The sequence below is a fragment of the Pedobacter frigoris genome (assembly GCF_032678645.1).
Taxonomy (GTDB): Bacteria; Bacteroidota; Bacteroidia; order Sphingobacteriales; family Sphingobacteriaceae; genus Pedobacter; species Pedobacter frigoris_A.
On record NZ_JAVTSP010000003.1, the window covers coordinates 240602 to 260178 of the forward strand.

Below are 19577 nucleotides of genomic sequence, written 5' to 3' on the forward strand. Positions count from 1 at the left end.
ATACAAAAAACACACAATGAAACACCTCCTTAGTTACTTATGCTTTTGCTTATTCTATATTACGGTGCAGGCTCAATCCGTTAACCTGGCGCCTAACCCGTTGCAAAAGCAGGTGATCAAAAGAGGTTATGGGCTGTTTATGCATTTTGGGATCAACACCTTCAACCAGACAGAATGGTCGGATGGAATTTTGCCTGTGTCTTCTTATAATCCCTCAGCATTAAATTGTGATCAATGGATCGCAGATGCAAAAGAGGCCGGTGCCCGTCATGTAGTGCTTACAGTGAAACATCATGATGGATTTTGCCTGTGGGATAGCAAGTATACAGATTATGATGTAGCTGCATCACCGGTAAAAACAGACGTGGTAAAAGCGGTAGCAGCTGCATGTAAGAAATATGGAGTTCAGTTTGGCATTTATTATTCACTATGGGACAGACACGAACCTTCGTATAGGGCTGCTGATAAGAAAGAATACATTAAGTATATGAAAAACCAGCTTACCGAACTGTTGACTAATTACGGTCCGGTTTGTGAACTTTGGTTTGATGGTGCCTGGGATAGGAAAGCGGAGGACTGGGATGTTTCTGGCCTGTATGAACTGACTAAAAAATTGCAGCCTAACTGTGCTTTTACCTTTAATCATACGATTGGTGTGGGTCAGAATGCGAAAGGAATCGGACAGCCCCGAAATTTTAAAGAAGGAGACATCATCCGTTTTTACCCTGTTGATTTCAGAACAAAAGATCCAAACCTGGTTCGCTGGGATGATCCGAAAATATACAGCTATGCTGAACAGTCCTATTATTTGCCTTTTGAACATACGATTTGCTTGTCTGACCGCTGGAATTGGTTTCAAAAGAAAGATGTAGTCGCAGCTCGTCCTTTAGATGAACTGGAGCAATTGTTTTACTGGTGTACATCTAATGACAATGTACTGCTGCTAAATTATCCTCCTGATCAGACAGGACGACATAGGGCAAACGAACGTGAACGTCTGTTTGAGCTGGCAGATAGGCTGGGCATTCGTGGAGGTAAGAAGCCTTTGCCTAAAGCAAAAGTTAATGTAGCGATGGGCCAACTCATTACTGCTACCAGTTCGGCACCGGAAAGGCCTGCTGATAAAGCAAATGATACAGATATGGAGAGCTACTGGATGGCTGCAGAAAACACATCATCTCTTGAAATCAATTTTAAAAGGTCTGAGAAAATTAAGCAGATTTCTTTGCTGGAGTACGCAGATATGAAAGACCTGGGTGATGGCTTTTCTTCAGAACGCAGCTTTAGGACAACAGCGTTTAATGTGGAAGCTTATAATGGGAGTTCGTGGAAAATGATTCATCAAGGAACTACAATTGGAGCATGTCTGACTTTTAAGTTGAAAAATCCGATGCAGGTTCAAAGGATTAGAATCAATATTCTTTCAGCGACAAAGCCGGCAGGTTTTTATCATATTTCAATAGAATAATCCACTACAATAGAGAAATAGTTCATTGCAGGATTGCGGAGTCGATCCTATTTTTGGTTTAACTTAACACTAACCAAATGAAACTTTTCTTTAATTTACTGGTAATAGTCCTTTTGGCGGGCCAGGCACAGGCCCAGGCGCCTTTAGTTGACCCTTCAATAAAAACCCCGAAAGCCGTAATGGATGATTTTATGGATCAGCGGTTTGGGATGTTCATTCATTGGGGGCCTGTAGCGCTCCGCGGTACAGAGATTGGATGGAGCAGGACTACCAATATGCCTGCAGAGGAATATGACAATCTTTACAAAGAATTTAATCCTGTTTTGTTTAAGGCCGATGAATGGGTTAAAACGGCAAAAGATGCCGGTATGAAATACCTCACCATCACAGCAAAGCATCATGATGGATTCTGTCTTTGGCCAACGGCTGTTTCAAGTTATAATATCATGAATACGCCCTTTAAAAAGGATGTAGTTGGTGAACTGGCCAAAGCCTGTAAGAAATACGGCATCAAGTTTTGTGTTTATTTTACAGTATTAGACTGGCGCGACCCTAACTATCCTATCCCTGTTTCAGGATCCAAAGAGATGAGGCCTAACGCTGATATGAACAAGTTTGTAAAGACCATGAAGGACGAGCTGACTGAGATCGTAAAGCGTTATCATCCTTATATGCTTTGGTTTGATGGAAACTGGGAAAGTCCCTGGAAAAATGAATATGGCGTAGACATCTACAAGACACTCAAAACATTGGATCCTAATGTGATCATCAATAATCGTTTGGGTGCAAATAATGAACATCCGAAACTTTCTCCTACGATATTGGGCGATTATGCGACACCCGAACAAAAGATCGGCGAACTCAATATGAATGATCCATGGGAGACCTGTATGACCATCTGCAATCAATGGGCATGGAAACCAAATGATAAAATGAAAACGCTGAAGCAATGTATTCAAACACTTGCCAAGACTTCAGGCGGTAATGGAAACCTTTTGTTTAACGTAGGTCCCATGCTCGATGGACGTATAGAAGCACGCCAGGTACAACGATTGAAAGAGATGGGCGACTGGCTTAAAATATATGGCGAAAGCATTTATGGTACTAAAGGAGGCCCCTTCAAACCTAATGAAGCTTTTGCCGCCACCAGAAAGGGAAACAAACTTTACATCCATGTTTTTGAAAGAAAGTCGGCAACGCTTGCCTTGCCTGCTTTAAAAGATGCAAAAGTAAATAATGCAGGCTTTGTTAAAGGAGGTAAAGTAGGTTTTGATCAGGATGCAAATGGTGTTGTTACCTTGCAGTTGCCGCAGACCCTTCCGGATGAAAATGATGCTGTAATTGTATTGGAACTGAATACGAATGCCGAGAATTTACCTGTAATTTAATACCCATTATAAATGATTAAAAAAATCCAGATCAGGGATGCCAGATTCCCGCTAGCACCAGGTGCAGGAAGTGATGCTATTCACCGTGATCCCATATATTCTTATGCCGTAACCAGTTTGATTGATGACAGCGGTTTAGTCGGAACAGGCTTCGCTTTTACTTTAGGAGAAGGTAATGATCTGGTATGTAAGGCAGCTGAGTTTTATGCAGAACAATTGAAGGGCAGAGATATAGAGGAACTGATGTCCAATTTTGGGGCGGTATTTCATGCACTGAGTAATGAGCAACAGTTTCGCTGGCTGGGACCTCATAAAGGGGTGGTGCACCTGGCACTTGCATCGGTAACCAATGCCTGTTATGACCTCTGGGCAAAAAAACGAGGTGTACCTCTATGGAAACTGCTTACGGAATTGTCTCCGCAGGAGATCATCAACACGCTGGATTTATCCTACCTTGAAGATGAGTTGAGTGCGCAACAAGCACTTCAGCTATTGACCGATAATCAAACAGGAAAAGAAGACCGCCAGAAAATCACAACTATGGGGTATCCCGGTTATGATACTTCTATAGGCTGGTTTAATTATTCAGATGAGAAGGTTAGAGAGAATTGTAAAAAAGCTATCGCAGAAGGTTTTACCGCGATGAAGCTAAAAGTAGGGAGCTCTGATCCTCAAAGAGACATACGACGCGCACATATTGTTCGTGAGGTTGCAGGTGATACAGTGAAAGTGATGTTGGATGCTAACCAGCAATGGACACTTCCACAGGCACTTAAAATATGTAAGGAGCTACAGGGAATGAACCCCTATTGGATAGAAGAGCCTACACATCCTGATGATATTCTGGCGCATAAAACATTGGCAGATGCTATAGCACCTACCAAGCTGGCTTTGGGAGAACATGTCCCCAACCGTATTATTTTTAAAAACTATCTGCAAACCGGATCGGCTGGTTTTATCCAGGCTGATGCCGTAAGGGTAGGAGGAGTAAGTGAGTTTATTACGATCAGCCTGCTTTGCCGAAAATATAATGTTCCTGTTGTACCACATGTTGGGGATATGGGACAGCTGCATCAGCATTTGGTGTTGTTTAATCATATCAGTATGGGGCATGAAGCTTTGTTTCTGGAACACATACCGCATTTACAAAAGCATTTTGTAAACCCTGTTAGGGTTGAAGGTGGCGTCTATAAAACGCCAATGGAACCTGGAAGCAGTTGTGATTTGAAAAATTAATTCAGTTGGATATGCGATTATTAGAAAATCAGGTTATTTTCCTTACGGGTGGTTCGATGGGGATTGGTTTGGAATGTGCAAAAGCATATGCAAAAGCAGGTGCCAGCGTGGTGATAGCGGCGTCTTCGGGTGATCCGGAAGCTGTCGCCGCAGCGCTGGGTGAACAACATCTTGGGATTTCATGTGATGTTTCGGATGCTGCTCAGGTAGCAGAGGCTATTGGCTCTGCATTGGGCAGGTACGGCAAAATAAACGCCATACATAACAATGCCGGTATAGCCAGCCCGTCTAAACCGCTGCATGAAACCAGTGATGAAGAATGGGATCAGCTGATGAATGTGAATTTGAAGAGTTTGCTTTATACAAGCAGGTTTGGTTTTGAAGCTTTGAAGGAAAGTAGAGGTTGTATCCTGAATACCAGTAGTCTCGTAGGTGAGATCGGGCAGGAAAACCATGCCGCCTATAGCGCTACAAAGGGTGGAATGAATGCGCTGACAAAATCTATGGCACTGGATTATGCGCCGCATTCCATCCGTGTAAATGCTGTGCTGCCCGCAGGTGTTTGGACGCCATTATTGAAACAATGGAATCAGGAGCAACCTGATCCTCAGTCTATGGAAAAATACCTGAATGACATACACCCGCTTGGGTATTGTCCAGAAGGTGATGTGATTGCAGATGCTTGTGTTTTTCTGGTTTCAGATAAAGCGAGATTTATTACCGGAACCATTTTGCCGGTAAGTGGGGGTGCAGAACTAGGTTATAGGGTAATTAAATAGTAAAAGATTTAAAATTATTAAGATGTTAAAATCACTCGACTTAAGCATTAGTATTTTATACATTCTAGGTATTCTGGCAGTAGGCCTTTGGGCTGGCATCAGCCACAGACGAAAGAATAAACTGAATGCCGCGGGAGAATATTTCCTTGCCGGTAAGACTTTGAAATGGCCGGCTATTGGTCTGGCGTTATTTGCGACCAATATTTCTACTGTGCACCTGGTAAGTCTGGCTCAAAGTGGATTTGATAGCGGACTGCTGAATGGGAATTTTGAGTGGATGGCTGCCTTCACACTCATCTTATTGTCGCTGTTTTTTGTACCGTTCTACATCAAGTCGGGAGTGGCGACATTGCCTGATTTTCTCGAAAAGCGATATGACCGGGCCAGTCGTGACTGGCTTGCCGTCATTTCAGTAATTTCGGCCATTATCATTCACATTGCGTTCTCTATGCTGGCTGGTGGCATCGTACTCAAAACCTTATTTGGGTTGAACATGTATGTCAGCGTTATTGTTATCTGTGTCATTACTGCTATTTATACCATTATTGGAGGGTTGAAAGCTGTTGTCGTAACGGAATCTATTCAAACCGTGGTTTTGCTGGCTGGGGCATTTATCATTAGCTATGCTGCCTTTAATAAGATGGGTGGCTGGGATTCCATGACAGATGTATTGAAGCAGAATGGAGAGATGGATAAACTTTCGATGCTGCGGCCACATGGCGATAGCAGCGGAATGCCTTGGTACACTGTACTTTTAGGGTATCCAATTCTGGGTATCTGGTACTGGTGTGCGGATCAAACTATTGTACAGCGCGTTTTGGGTGCAAAAGATGAAAATCATGCAAGGGTAGGTCCGTTGTTTTGCGGTTTCATTAAAATCCTGCCGGTATTTATCTTTGTGTTACCGGGTTTGTTTGCCTATACGCTGACTAAATCCGGACACCTTGACGTGAGTAGTCTGGGATTGGATGCGGCAGGTAATGTCAATTCGAAAGGCATTTATACTTTAATGATCACCCAGCTTTTGCCCTCAGGTCTGGTAGGGGTATTGGTGGCAGCACTTTTATCCGGCTTGATGAGCCAGGTCTCCGGAGCACTAAATTCGATCTCAACGATGGTGAGTTATGATATGTACCAGCGCTACCGCCCTGATGCGTCTGATAAACAATTGATCCGGATAGGAAAAATAGCTGCTGCTATTGCTCTTGTATTTTCATTAGGTCTGCTTCCATTATTGAATCAATATGAGAGTATATTCAGCGGGATCAATGATATCATAGCGCATATTGCTCCGCCGATTACCTGTGTATTCCTACTTGGTGTATTCTGGAAAGGAGCTTCTGCAGAGTCAGCAAAGCTGACCTTATGGATTGGGTCTGTGCTTGGGGTTGTCGTATTTGCGATCAACAAGCTGGTTCCGGATAGTACCATTGGACATATCCCGTTTATGATGATGGCATTTTACCTGTTTTGTGTATGTGTAGTTATGCAGGTTTCGCTATCTTATGTTTATCCGGTAAAGCATACTGAAGAAAGTGCGGGTTTGTACTGGAAGACTCCATGGGAACCGCTTCAGGGAGAATCCTGGAAGGGTATCGGGAATTACAAGTTATTGTCAGTTGTTCTATTGTCGGTGATGGCCGTACTGTATTATATATTCAGATAAAAAGTAAATTTTATAGAGATGAAAAATAACCTTATTGCCCTATTTATTGCAGTTCTTTTGTTTGCATCCTGCAAGACTGAAGTTAAGCCCGAGAACATCAGACGGTTTGGTTCTGTAACAGGTTTGAAAGCTGAGAAGTTAGCATATTATAAAAAACTGCATGCCAACGCCTGGCCTGAAGTACTTAAAAAAATTAAGGAATGTAACATTAAAAACTATTCTATATATCTTCAGAAAATAGGTGAAGAGTATTACCTGTTTAGCTATTTTGAATATACTGGGACGGACTTTGATGGCGACATGAAAAAGATGGCCGATGATCCAAATACCCAACGCTGGTGGAAGGAGACTGACCCATGTCAGAAACCACTACCCGAGACGGCGGCAAAAAATGGAATATGGACCAATATGGAAGAAGTATTCCATTTATAAGGGCAGCTCGACATAAAAAGTTACCCCCTTATCGAGGTTGTTTTCAAACCATATTTTTCCTCCGTGGGCATTAACAATTTGAGTTGAAATCGAAAGTCCGAGTCCGAAGGTTTGTTCACCGGCAGTTCCCTTACGCTGGGCTTCGGAAAACTGATTGAATATTTTGGTTTTGATTTCATCTGGAATTCCTATCCCCTGATCTTTGACTGAAATAAGCGCATTATTCTCTTTTTTGATGAGACTGATCTGGATGGTTGTATTGTCAGGACTGAATTTGATCGCATTTGTGATGAGGTTACTCATTACCCGCCATAATTTTTCATTGTTGATGGGTGCAAGAAGCTGGACTGTCTGAAGTGTAATTTGCTGATTTTTACCTTCAGCCTTTAGTTTTAGCTGCTCTACACAATAGCCGAGCATTTTGTCAAGTTCCTCCGGTTCTTTTTCTAGCTGTTCAGGGGACTGTGTTGGCTGAAGCATTTCAGATACTAAATTGAGACAATCTTTTGATGAACGCTTCACCATATCCAGTAATTCTCTATCATCATCAGACAATATTGACTTTTGAAGCATTAGTGAAGCAACCATTTTGATGGCCCCAATCGGAGTGCGAAGATCGTGTGCTACAATTTTCATCATGCGGGTATTTTCTGCCTGACTTTGTTCAAGAATCGCAAGGGTAAGATGCATCTGCTCATTTTGATCTGTGATTCGTTTATTGAGCGCAGTGAGTTTCTCTACGTTACTATGAGAACGTTTTAAGTTGGCTCTTGCGGTGAACATGAGACTTACTGTCAGAATAATAAAAACTATCGCGGCAATCAGATAAAAGGTTTTTAGTTGATTGTCTCTGCTCACCAGGTTTAGCTTGTGCTGCTGTTCAGAGTGCCTAAAGGCGGCATCAATATCGACATTCTTTAGTCCGCTGATCTCAGCGTTTAAAGAATCATTAATTGCATTGTATTTTACCAGATACAGATAGGCATTTTGAGGATCATTTTTTTTATTAAAGTACCTGCTTTTTAAGTCATATATAAACTTTAACATGTGACTATTTTCATTGTTGGAGCCCTCTCTTGAGGAGAGATCCGTTTCCAGTTCACTGATCATGTTGTCGGCTTCTTTCAGACGATTAAGATCGAGGTATAAATTTGCGAGCTTCAGTTTGGCGGTTTGTGCATCTTCTACGGCATATCCCGGTCTGTCATTGATTTTAATACTGGCCTTTAAATATTTTTCAGCTTCCGCATACTGATGCTGCTGCGCATATAGTCCCCCGAGGTTACCATAAATGACCCCTTTGGATGTTTCTATAAATACTATCTTCTCAGGAAAACGCTTCGAACGCTTGTCGATAAACTCGCTTGCTTTTAGATAGTAGTGTGAAGCACTGTCTGGTTTTTCTGCTTGTTCAAAGCTCAATGCGATATTGTTATAAATGGATTGCGGAATGGCGAATTGCTCTGCGAAATCACTACAAGTACAATGGCTATTTTCGTTAAGAGCCTTTTTAAAATAGGGTATGGCATTCAGAAATTCTTCCTGAGCATATCGGATGAGTCCAAGCCTGTTGCTGAAGTTGGTGAAAAGGCAGGTGTCGAGGTTTTTTTCTGCGTATTCTAATCCTTTATAGTAATTCTCAAAAGCCTCATCAAAACTTTTACTCGCTCTCAATACATCGCCTTTGGCAAAGATAGTTTGGGCATAAATATTTTTGTGAGCAGACTCGTAGCCTTTCAATACTGTAAACATGCTGTCCACATATAGATTTGCCTTTTCAGGAGTGATCTGGTAATTGAGGTAAAAATTGTTTTTGAAACTGTATTTTTTCCAAAGATCAATTGGCCCCGGATTCTGTAATTTACTGTAAGCAGAATCAATGTGAAAGAGTGCGTCATTAATTCTTCCTGTATTCAGCAAAGTGTTTGCCCGGTCAATTATACTATCTGTTACAGGTGGATGATCCGGATTTTGCGTATGAGATCGCTGACAGCCTGGCAACAATGTGCAAATTAGACAAGAAACAAGTATAAGACGGCCAATCATTTTGTAATTCAGATAATGGAGCATAAGGAACGTTTTGAGCACGTGCCTCTAAGTTAGGGATTTAGGTTAAATATTAATTTATTAAATCTGCTTAGTTAGTTAAATAAGATAAAAATTATTCTTGAAGAATAATTTTTCTTAATTTTTTATCAAAATGACTGGTCTGACAAGAGGTTCTATTAAAATTGGAATGTTTTTAAAGCCTTAGACTCTTTTTGAAGTCGGAGGGATTGAGTTTAGTGTACTCTTTAAAGTTCCTGTTGAAATTAGTCAGATTGTTGAAGCCGCTCTGGAAGCAGATTTGTGAAATTGACAGGTGATCATCATAAAGCAATTTACAGGCGTGTCCAATCCTTACTTCATTGACAAACTGAGTGAAAGTTTTCTGAGTACGTCCTTTAAAATATTTGCAAAAAGAGGCGATGGTCATATTGGCAAGTGCCGCCGCATCTTTAAGGGTGATATTTTCTGTGAAGTTATTCATAATGTAATCGTAGATCTTATTGATGCGCTGCATGTCTTTATGATTGTGCAGGTTAGAATAACCAAGACTTGAAAGACATTCATATTCATTGGTTTCTGATAGTAGGTCTAAGATATTCAATAAATGGATGATTCGTTTTAATCCGGTACTTAGCAATAGTTCATTCAGTATAGTAACTACCCTTTTGTGTGATTTGCCATAGATTTTTATTCCCCGGTTGATGTCCCTTAGCAAGTCATTTAACTTTGTAGCCTCTCCTGAGTTGATGAAACTCTCCCTCAGCCAGTCTAGCCGGAAATGGGTAACTATAGCACTTACCTCAAGCTCACTGTCGGGAGCATAATATTCCTTGTCATTATACATAACATGTGGAAGATTAGGACCCATGATCACCAGATCGCCTTCGGTAAAGTTCTCTATGCTGTCTCCAACTATTCTCCTTCCGTTGCTTTTGGTCATCAATACCATTTCATATTCCTTATGGAAATGCAGCGGATTGTTTAGGTTTTTAACATTTACTTCCTTGACAAAAATAGATTGTTGTAAAACGGCATTGGTTTCTATCAATAATGGTTGCATAGTATAAATTTGCTAATTTATTTTTTAATAATCACTATAAAAGGACAATATAGTGTTAGGGTCTGACAATAGGGGTTGAGTTTAGGCTCTGTAATGCTGATAACTTAGTCTTTTAATATCACAATAAATTTTAATTACAGATAATGGATAAAATGCAACTGAGAGGAAAGGGTAAAATGCTAATGTGCTTACTAAATGCATTGGTTGTTTTGTTGCTGAACCTGGGCTCTGCCAATGCTCAGAAATTTAAGATCATCCAGAGTTTTACGGCAGCAAACTGCGGAGAATGTCTTCTTGCAAAGGCTGGGCAGAAATATACTTTCAAACCGAACGAGATTAATAGTAGTGTTTTAGGCAGGGACGCGGCAGAGCGGAATGTGTATTTTAATACCAGGATGTCTTTTCCTTTTTATGTAGAAGACATAAAAAGTGATTATCAGATCAGGATCACTTATCTTTCCGATTCGAGAGACAGGGTAATTAAAGTTTTAGCCGACCAGCAGGTTTTGAATGCTGGGCTCAGGTTGCCTTATGGAAAACCTTTGACAGAAACCTATGACATCCCACGGGAAAGCTATAAAGACGGCTCTTTTGTACTAGCCCTCATTCCGGCATCCGGAGCAAACGTAGCGATTTCAGGTCTGGAGATCTTGTCGACCGGAAATAAAGCCCCGGTTTATAAAAACCTGCTTACTGAAAAGCTGAATGCTTTTACCTTTAGTCCTTCAAGATTGTCGCCGAAACCAGCGAAAGTAGCAGGGGTGAAGAATCCTGTTATGTTATTGAATGGAACCTGGGACTTTAAATATAAGACTCAACAAGGTAAAATACAGGTTCCGGGAGAATGGGCCATGCAAGGTTATCAGGTAGACTCAGCGCAACAGGCCAGTTACCATACAAGTTTTGAAATGCCCAAGGATTGGAATGGGAAAAGCATCAAGATCCGTTTTGATGGGGTAAGTTCTTTTTGTCAGGTTTATCTGAATGATGCATTGATAGGTGAGCACGAAGGTGGCTTTGTTGCTTTTGAAATGAATGCAACAAAAGCTGTCAAAGCCGGAAACAATAAGCTTGAAGTAAAAGTAGCCAGTCAGACCATTTCAGATAAAATAGGATGCGTTTCGCAATATGCAGCACATACAGTAGGTGGAATTTTAAGAAAAGTGTCGGTAATGGCATTGCCGCAAATAAATATTGGTTCAGTAAATCCAGTCGTTAAGTTTGACGGGGAATTTAAAGACGCGACTGTTGACGTTCAATACCAGATTTTTAATGAGTCGGCATCTGCAGCTGATGCTGCGCTGAAGTTTATTTTGCTGGATAAGGATGGTAAAGAAGTTGTGCTTAACCAGGGTCAGACAGCAAAGGCTTCTATAAAAAATAAGGCGGATATAAAGGGCGTGCTGAAACTGAATGTTCCCCTGCCGAAACAATGGGATACAGAGCACCCTTATTTGTACACACTGGTTACACAGCTGACAAGCAAAGGTCAGGTCATCCAGGAAAGCAGGCAAAAACTAGGCTTCAGACAAATTGACATCAGGGGGAATCAGTTTTTTGTAAATAATAAGCCGATTAAGCTACATGGTGCCAACAGGCATGATGTGGGTGCGTTGAGCGGGAGAAGTGTAAGTGCTGAGGTAAACTTAGCTGATGTGATCGCGTTCAGAAATGCAAACTGTAATTACATCCGTACTTCGCATTATCCACCTGCAGAAGAGCTTTTGGCTGCCTGTGATTCTTTGGGTTTGTTTGTAGAGGCAGAGGCGGCAATTACCTGGGTAGAACATAACTCCAGTCCGATCTGGAAGCAATGGGATTATCTTAATCCTGATTTTTTGCCTTACTTCGTAAGGGCTAATATTGAAAATATTCAAACCAACCGCAATCACCCATCAATCATCATTTGGTCTATTGCTAATGAATCGCGCTGGAGCCCGTTGTGGGAGAAGGTAAATTCGGTGGTGAAGCAATTTGATCCTACAAGACCCACTGCTTTTCACGATCAGACGTATGGCGGTTTTAACAATGCAGGCAGTATGGCTGATATTAGGAACATTCATTATCCCGGATTGGGCGGCCCTCAGGCAACAGATCAGTTTAAAGACAGGCCGGTGTTGTTTGGGGAGTATTGTCATGTGCAGACTTACAACCGTCTGGAGGAAGTAACAGATCCCTATATTCGTGCAGATTGGGGCAGGATGCTGCAACAGATGTACGACAGGATGTACGTTCATGAAGCATGTCTGGGTGGCGCAATATGGGCGGGAATAGACGATATTTTTCATATGCCAGATAGCAGTATCGTAGGGTATGGTCCATGGGGTTCAATTCTGGATGCATGGAGACGTGAAAAACCTGAATTTATTGCGGTACGCAAATCCTATGCACCATTCATTGTCACCAATCTGAAGACCGCCAAACCTGTAAACGGTGTGCTTTCACTCAATATACAGAACAGGTACGATTTTGCAAATCTTAATGAAGGTGTGGTGCGCTATGTGATTAATGGGAAAACACAAACTGCATCAGCAAATATTCCGGCCAGATCAGAAGGTGTACTGAGCCTGAACATACCAGATCAAACTGATTCATTGATGATCACGTATACCGATCCGAGGGGTTTTGTAACCCAGGAAGAACTGTTGATTTTTAAACAACCAAAGACTGAAATCGCAACTTCGAAAAAACAAGCCGTCAAGCTTAAATCTTCAGCAAATGAAGTGGTTGTGAGCGCGGGCGATAAAAAATATGCTTTCAATAAGATGACCGGTGCTTTGGCGAACGAGGCGCTGTTGTCGTCTTTAAACCTGATGGTAGTACCTATGAACGGTTATGACGGTGGAGCTCCTCACATAGCAGGAAACAACTACCAAAGAAATATACAACCAATATTAAACCAACCGGAAGCAGGATGGAAAGCGAGCACTGTATCTGGTAAAATGCAGAATGACACCGCTGTAGTGACTGTAGAAGGTAGTTACAGCCAGTTTCAGGGAAAATATGTTTACCTTTTTCCAGGTGATGGAACGGTACAGGTGGAGTACAGTTTTAAAATGACGGCAGGTAACGGTATTAACCCGAGGCAATGGGGATTGGCCCTTGAATTGCCAGGCGATTTTCAACACCTGAACTATTCAAGCAAAGGTTTTTTTAGTGTCTATCCGGAAACAGATATTGCCAGAACAAAAGGCGATATTTATGCAAATCCTGTACACCTGAAATATGTGGAGGCACCAAGATCAGTTCCGAAGGGGCCATGGGCAGCTGATGCGAATGATTTGGGTAGCCGGGATTTTAGAAGTACAAAGGCAAATATCTATCATGCCACACTGAGCAATGACAAAGGAAGTGCTGTTACAGTGCTTTCTGATGGAAAACAAAGTGCAAGGAGCTGGATTGATGGAAATAAAACACGATTTTTAATCGCTGAACTGAACGGAGGCGGATCTGATAGTTTCTTCGCCGGGTACTACAGCAGAGAACGCAAGCCGCTTAAAATGGGTTCAGAGTTAAAAGGAGTAGTTAAATTTAAAGTTGATTAGGTAATAAAATATATAGAATGAAAATTACAGATGTAAAAGTTTGGCTGGTTGAAGGAGTTAAATACAACTGGACCTTATTGAAAATATATACAGATACCGGTCATACCGGGGTAGGAGAAGCTACAAACTGGCCAGGTAGTCCGATAGTTTATCATGCGGCAAAACACGTAGGTGAAAGGATCATAGGTCTGGATCCGATGAAAACTGATTTCATATGGACTAAACTATACAGGGATCTAAACTGGATGGGGCCATACGGCGCCAGTCTTTGTGCCATTAGTGGTATAGACATGGCTTTGCTCGACCTGAAAGCGAAAGTTTTAGGTGTGCCTTGTTACGAGCTTTTAGGCGGAGCATTCCGAAAAGATATTTTATTGTATGCAAACTATTGGTTTACGGGAGGAGGACATAATGAACAGGATTATGCTGCCCAGGCTTTAAAAGTTAAGGAAGCAGGCTTTACTGGTTTAAAGTTCGATCCTTTTGCGCATACGAATTACCTGTATGGTGAGGATCTTTCTTCTAATCTTATGCTTACTGATGCGCAGCAGGATCTGGCATTTAATGTAAGCAAAGCAGTAAGAGATGCAGTGGGCCCTGATTTTGACATTATGATTGAGACCCACGCAATGTTGAATTACAGGGTTGCTGTGAAAATGGCACAGCGGCTTTCAACGCTGGATATCACCTGGTATGAAGAGCCGGCTGGTCCTGAAAGTGCTGATACGCTGCGGGCCATGCGCGAACGGATACCATCTAATGTGTCCATTTGTGTTGGTGAGCGCCATTACACCAGACATGGCATCAGACCGGTTCTGGAAAAAAATATCTGCGACATTATGATGCCGGACATCACGCGTTGCGGCGGCCCGTCGGAAATGAAGCGAATGGCTACCATGATGGAGGCTTATAATGTTTTGCTGGCTCCGCACAATCCAAACGGCCCACTTTCTACACTGGCTTCTGCCCAGGTATGTGCTTCGGTACCAAACTTTTTCAGACAGGAGTTCATGTTTAACGATGTGCCCTGGAGAGATACTGTCATCACACATCCGATAGCAGATATGGTAAAAGACGGACATTTACAGTTGTCGGACCGCCCCGGACTTGGTGTAGACCTGGTAGAAGAAGAAATGGAGAAACATCCCGGAATTTTAGAGCCCAGACCTGGATTTTATGTCTAATCTATTCGTAGATTCGTAATATGTCGTTGGAAATTAATTTAAAGGGAAAGGTGGCACTTGTTACAGGGGCCACTTCCGGTATTGGTCTGGGCATAGCACGAATGCTGGCAAAAGCTGGAGCGACAGTGGCTGGTTGTGCGGAAAATGAACCGGATGGCATTGAAGCTAAAGGTTTTATCGCTGCTGTAGAGGCTGAGCATGGAAAAGCCATATACTTGAAAGCCGACCTCGCAGATTCCAAAGCACCGGAGCGTTTGGTAAAATCGGTAGCAGAAATATCCGGCGACCGCATTGATATCCTGGTATCCAATGCTGGCCGTAATTTTTTTGAAGGAGCTTTAGCTTGCCACGAAGACCAATGGCAAAAAAACCTGGACCTAAATCTTACTGCACATTGGCGACTGGCTAAGCAGTGCAAGCCTTACCTTGAAAAAAATAACGGTGTGATCATCATCATGGCTTCCAACCATGCTTATGCATCAATTCCGGGATGTTTTCCTTATAACGTAGCAAAAACGGCGCTCGCAGGCCTGGTTAGAAGCCTGGCTATTGAATGGGGGCCTGCAATACGAACCGTCGGAATCGCTCCCGGTTTTATTGATACACCCGGTAATCAACAATGGTTTGATTCCTTTGAAGATTCGGAAAAGGAACGAAAAAGAACTGTTGATCTTCATCCCGTAAAAAAATTAGGTACAGTTGAAGAAATTGGGGGCTGGTGCGCATTTCTGGCAAGTGACTATGCCGGCTTTGCTTCCGGTACCACTTACCTGATAGACGGAGGTAGGAGTGCGCTGATGCAGGATAATTCTGATTAAGCGAAGAATTTATATTTGCATGGGCGGCCTCTTATTATAATCTATCCGTCAAATTTATTGTCTGTAGGTTCGCCGGTACTCCAAAGGTGTTGTGCCGGTCTGCAGTTTAAAATACCTGTTGAAGTTAGAGATATTGGTAAATCCAGAATCGTCGCATACCGATGTTATGCTGTCGTTGTTCTCCCTCAGGAGTTTGCAGGCATGCTCAATCCTTACTAAAATGAGAAATTCGAAATACGTCTTACCCGTGCGTGATCTGAAGTAATGGCAAAATGCATTAGGCACCATGTGGATGATGTTGGCAATGTCTTTCAATTTGATCTCCTTGTAGAAGTTGTCCATTGTGTACAGGTAGATCATTGACAGTCTGGTCTCGTCTATCTTTTTAAAAGGCTTTTTTTCCGACCGTTCTGAAATCGAAGTTCCCTGATCTTCTGCGATCTTATTCAATAACAGTAACAACTGTGGCAGCCGTTCATATCCGGCAGCATGCTCCAGTAGCTGTAATCTTTCCAGTACAACCTGCTTGACTTGTTCGTTGATGAAAAGCCCTTGCTTGGCCTGATCCAGCAATGCATTCAGCAGCGCATTTTCCGGGAGCGCCAGGAAATCACTACCGAGCTTGTTGGGATCAAAATGCAGGGTCAGTAGTTGTAGCGGAACTACCGTCTTTCCGTGTTTCGTCGCATAGTCATAATACCTGTTGGCTTCAAATTTAAAAAGATGGGGCACGTTAGCTCCAATCAGGATCATTGTGCCGCCGGAGATCCGCTTGGAAGTGTCCCCAATGGAAAAAATACCTTCGCCTGATTTTATATAGATCAGCTCTAATTCCAGGTGACTGTGAAAACTATTGAGCGCATGGTAGGTCTCGGCTTCCGCTAAGGTAAATGTGGAACCAGCCACCTTTATAACCTGCCCAAAAAAGTCTTTCATGTATTATATACAGATATGAATACCTATTGAATAGCACAAATGTATTAATATAGTATCAATTTACCTTAATATTTAATAAATGTGACTTTGACAGACGATGTACATTTGTTAAAATTATTTAGCTATGAAAGCAAAAGGTTATGTGATGGACCTTATCGAGGCCTCCATCGGCGATATTGAAATGGTAGGTGGGAAAAATGCCTCACTTGGTGAAATGCTCCAAAAATTAGCTCCGCAAGGCGTCAGGATTCCTGACGGATTTATAATCACCAGCACCTGTTATTTCCAGTTTCTTAAAGACAATCAATTGGATGAAAAGATCAGGGCTATTTTAGAATCTGGAGATATAGAAAACCTGCAAACCCTGGTTTCCTGCGCACAGCAGATCAGGACCTTGATTTCTCAAGGTGTGTTTTCTGCTCAGATTGAGGAGGAAATCCTTCAGGCATACTGCAAACTTGTAGGAGATGACGACGAGCAGTCGGTTGGTTTCGCGGTCCGCTCGTCTGCAACAGCAGAAGATCTGCCCGATGCCTCTTTTGCAGGTCAGCAAGATACCTATTTGAACATCCGGGGGAAACAGAACATCCTGACGGCCATCAAAAATTGCTTTGCCTCACTTTTTACCGACAGGGCTATCAGTTACCGCGAGTCCTTTAAGTTTGGTCATTTTGATATCGGACTGTCAGTATGTGTGCAACAGATGGTGCGCTCAGACAGAGGTGTTTCCGGGGTTGCTTTTTCAATCGATACTGAAAGCGGTTTTAAAGATGCCATCATCATCAATGGATCTTATGGTTTGGGCGAACTGATCGTTCAGGGAGCAATTAACCCCGATGAATATATTGTTTACAAGCCTTTGCTTAGAAAGGGATATCCCTCCATTATTGAAAAAAAACTAGGTAAAAAGCAAGCACAAATGATCTACGGCACCCAGGACGGGCAAGCGGTAGAAATCATCGATACGCCACCAATTGATTCAGGCAGGTTTTGCCTAAACGATGAACAAATACTGAAGCTCAGCAATTGGGTGATCATCATAGAAGATTATTATACGCAGCTAAGAGGGCAATGGTGTCCGATGGATGTAGAATGGGCAGTAGACGGAATCAGTGGTGAGCTCTTTATTGTTCAAGCCAGGCCAGAAACCATCCACTCGCTTAAAAAGCAGGATTGCATTACTGCTTACCATATCAATGATAAAAACAGGCATGAGAAGGTTATCCTGACTGGCGTGGCTGTCGGCGATAAGATCGCTTCGGGCCGCGTGCATAACCTTAAAGGGCTGCAGAAACAGCAGATCCATGAAATCAATTTCTTACCTGGCGATATTATGGTGACTGAAATGACTGATCCAGACTGGGAGCCGGTCATGAAAAAGGCTTCTGCGATCATCACCAACAAGGGCGGGCGTACCTGTCATGCCGCCATCGTTGCAAGAGAACTCGGCGTGCCGGCTATCGTGGGTTGCGATAATGCAACCGAGATCCTTCGCACGGGTCAGGAAATTTCCGTTTCGTGTGCAGAGGGAGAACAAGGGATCGTATATAGCGGAAAAATTGCTTTTACCAAAACTGAACATCGTCTGTGCGATTTGCCTGAAATTGAGACACCTGTGATGATGAATATCGGGTCGCCTGATATCGCTTTTCGCTATGCTGATTATCCCGCAAAAGGGGTAGGCTTGGCACGTGAGGAATTCATCATCAATAACTATATTAAAATTCACCCCCTGGCGCTGTTGAAGCACAAAACCTTGAACGATGCGGAGCTGACGGCTTACATAGCTCAACTGACCTCAGGTTATGAAAATGAAGAAGCTTACTTTATTGAAAAGCTTTCTTATGGAATTGCAAAAATTGCAGCAGCTTATTGTCCCAACAAGGTAATCGTACGCTTTTCTGACTTTAAGACCAACGAATACTACAATATGCCAGGAGGTAAGTATTTCGAACCTAGTGAGGAAAACCCAATGATCGGTTGGAGAGGTGCCTCCCGGTATTATTCTCCGGCTTACAAGGAGGCTTTTGGAATGGAATGTAAAGCAATCCAGAAAGTGCGTCAGGTTATGGGACTACAGAACGTGGTGGTAATGATACCATTTTGCCGTACTGTCGGTGAATTGCTGATGGTTTATAAAACAATGAAAGAGTATGGCTTAGAACGTGGGAAAGACGGTTTAGAGGTTTACTTAATGGCAGAAGTCCCTTCTAATGTAATTTTAGCGGAGCAGTTTGCTGCACACATTGATGGCTTTTCAATTGGTTCAAATGACCTTACCCAACTTGTGCTGGGGTTGGACAGAGACTCATCGCTGGTGGCTAATCTGTACGATGAGCGCAATGAGGCCGTAAAGATGATGATATCTAATCTGATCAGAACTGCTAAAAAAATGAATGTAAAAGTGGGAATCTGTGGTCAGGGGCCATCCGACTACCCTGATTTTGCGCAATTTTTGGTAGAGGAAGGTATAGATTCCATCTCCGTTACGCCGGATTCCTTTATGAAGACTGTTACGGCCATAAAGGAAATAGAAGACCAGTTGATTTTACGGACAGCTGTCGTAGCATAGCTATGAGAAAAGATCAGGACACGAATTAATCAGATTAATTCGTATCCTGATCCTTGTCTCTGATCACCATAAAATATTCCTTACCTTTTTTCTCTATTTTCACTTCATACTCCGGCCATTCGCCATCAAGGCTTCTGTGCATCAGTACATAAAAATCATCCTGATGATTGTAAGGCACTACCAGTTTATAACAGTATAGCCGCTTCAGCTTCTCAGGATGGCGAACATCAATGATGACTTTCTCCTGCTCACTGGCTTTAAATGAAGCGTCATTAGGAGGTGCTAATCTCAAAGCAATGGCATACAATTGCGGAATGGTGTAATTGCGGACAGTGATCATTTTTCCCCGCATAAACTCATCTGCGCTAATGTGGCAGCTGTTCTTATAACCAGACTTATAGCCCGTAAAAGCATAGATGTGAGTTCAGGCTAGCCACACCCACA

General features: G+C 42.5%; 14 protein-coding genes. 10 read left to right on the forward strand and 4 right to left on the reverse strand.

Features of this window, described 5'->3' with window-relative positions; translation table 11 throughout:
• Nucleotides 1–16: 16 nt before the first annotated feature.
• From R2Q78_RS11530 to R2Q78_RS11555, 6 genes are all read left to right on the forward strand, one after another.
• The gene (locus tag R2Q78_RS11530) at nt 17–1468 is read left to right on the forward strand and encodes an alpha-L-fucosidase (protein WP_316791979.1); all 1452 of its coding nucleotides are present in this window, start codon (nt 17–19) and stop codon (nt 1466–1468) included.
• Between the two features lie 77 nt (nt 1469–1545).
• A complete protein-coding gene (locus R2Q78_RS11535) occupies nt 1546–2856 on the forward strand; it encodes an alpha-L-fucosidase (protein ID WP_316791981.1) in 1311 nt (436 codons plus the stop codon).
• Nucleotides 2857–2868: 12 nt separating this feature from the next.
• Nucleotides 2869–4092 (forward strand): enolase C-terminal domain-like protein, encoded by a 1224-nt coding sequence (locus R2Q78_RS11540; RefSeq protein WP_316791983.1) that lies wholly within the window; start codon nt 2869–2871, stop codon nt 4090–4092.
• 11 nt (nt 4093–4103) lie between these two features.
• A complete protein-coding gene (locus R2Q78_RS11545; protein ID WP_316791985.1) occupies nt 4104–4871 on the forward strand; it encodes an SDR family oxidoreductase in 768 nt (255 codons plus the stop codon).
• 22 nt (nt 4872–4893) lie between these two features.
• A complete protein-coding gene (locus R2Q78_RS11550) occupies nt 4894–6537 on the forward strand; it encodes a sodium:solute symporter (RefSeq protein WP_316791987.1) in 1644 nt (547 codons plus the stop codon).
• An 18-nt stretch (nt 6538–6555) separates the two neighbouring features.
• Nucleotides 6556–6969, forward strand: a complete 414-nt coding sequence (locus R2Q78_RS11555) for an L-rhamnose mutarotase (protein ID WP_316791988.1) — start codon at nt 6556–6558, stop codon at nt 6967–6969.
• Here R2Q78_RS11555 and R2Q78_RS11560 read toward each other — a convergent pair.
• Complete coding sequence (locus tag R2Q78_RS11560) at nt 6964–9039, reverse strand: tetratricopeptide repeat-containing sensor histidine kinase (RefSeq protein WP_316791989.1); 2076 nt, start codon at nt 9037–9039, stop codon at nt 6964–6966. The genes R2Q78_RS11555 and R2Q78_RS11560 overlap by 6 nt on opposite strands.
• Before the next feature lie 172 nt (nt 9040–9211).
• Complete coding sequence (locus R2Q78_RS11565; RefSeq protein WP_316791991.1) at nt 9212–10078, reverse strand: AraC family transcriptional regulator; 867 nt, start codon at nt 10076–10078, stop codon at nt 9212–9214.
• A gap of 143 nt (nt 10079–10221) precedes the next feature.
• On the opposite strand from R2Q78_RS11565, the gene R2Q78_RS11570 reads away from it, so the two are divergent.
• The 3 genes from R2Q78_RS11570 to R2Q78_RS11580 are packed head-to-tail and all read left to right on the forward strand — an operon-like array spanning nt 10222 to nt 15625.
• Entirely contained in the window at nt 10222–13623 is a 3402-nt protein-coding gene (locus tag R2Q78_RS11570; RefSeq protein ID WP_316791994.1) for a glycoside hydrolase family 2 protein, read from the forward strand.
• 17 nt (nt 13624–13640) lie between these two features.
• A complete protein-coding gene (locus R2Q78_RS11575; protein ID WP_316791996.1) occupies nt 13641–14807 on the forward strand; it encodes a mandelate racemase/muconate lactonizing enzyme family protein in 1167 nt (388 codons plus the stop codon).
• Nucleotides 14808–14827: 20 nt separating this feature from the next.
• Nucleotides 14828–15625 carry an SDR family NAD(P)-dependent oxidoreductase gene (locus R2Q78_RS11580; protein ID WP_316791997.1) on the forward strand — a complete coding sequence of 266 codons (798 nt, stop codon included), beginning with the start codon at nt 14828–14830 and terminating at the stop codon, nt 15623–15625.
• 54 nt (nt 15626–15679) lie between these two features.
• On the opposite strand, the gene R2Q78_RS11585 is transcribed toward R2Q78_RS11580, so the two are convergent.
• Nucleotides 15680–16561: an AraC family transcriptional regulator gene (locus R2Q78_RS11585; RefSeq protein WP_316791999.1), complete on the reverse strand. Its 882-nt coding sequence runs from the start codon at nt 16559–16561 to the stop codon at nt 15680–15682.
• A gap of 124 nt (nt 16562–16685) precedes the next feature.
• On the opposite strand from R2Q78_RS11585, the gene ppsA reads away from it, so the two are divergent.
• On the forward strand, nt 16686–19133 hold the full coding sequence (ppsA, locus tag R2Q78_RS11590) for a phosphoenolpyruvate synthase (RefSeq protein ID WP_316792001.1): 2448 nt from the start codon (nt 16686–16688) through the stop codon (nt 19131–19133).
• 34 nt (nt 19134–19167) lie between these two features.
• On the opposite strand, the gene R2Q78_RS11595 is transcribed toward ppsA, so the two are convergent.
• Entirely contained in the window at nt 19168–19473 is a 306-nt protein-coding gene (locus R2Q78_RS11595; protein ID WP_316792003.1) for a hypothetical protein, read from the reverse strand.
• Between the last annotated feature and the right edge of the window lie 104 nt (nt 19474–19577).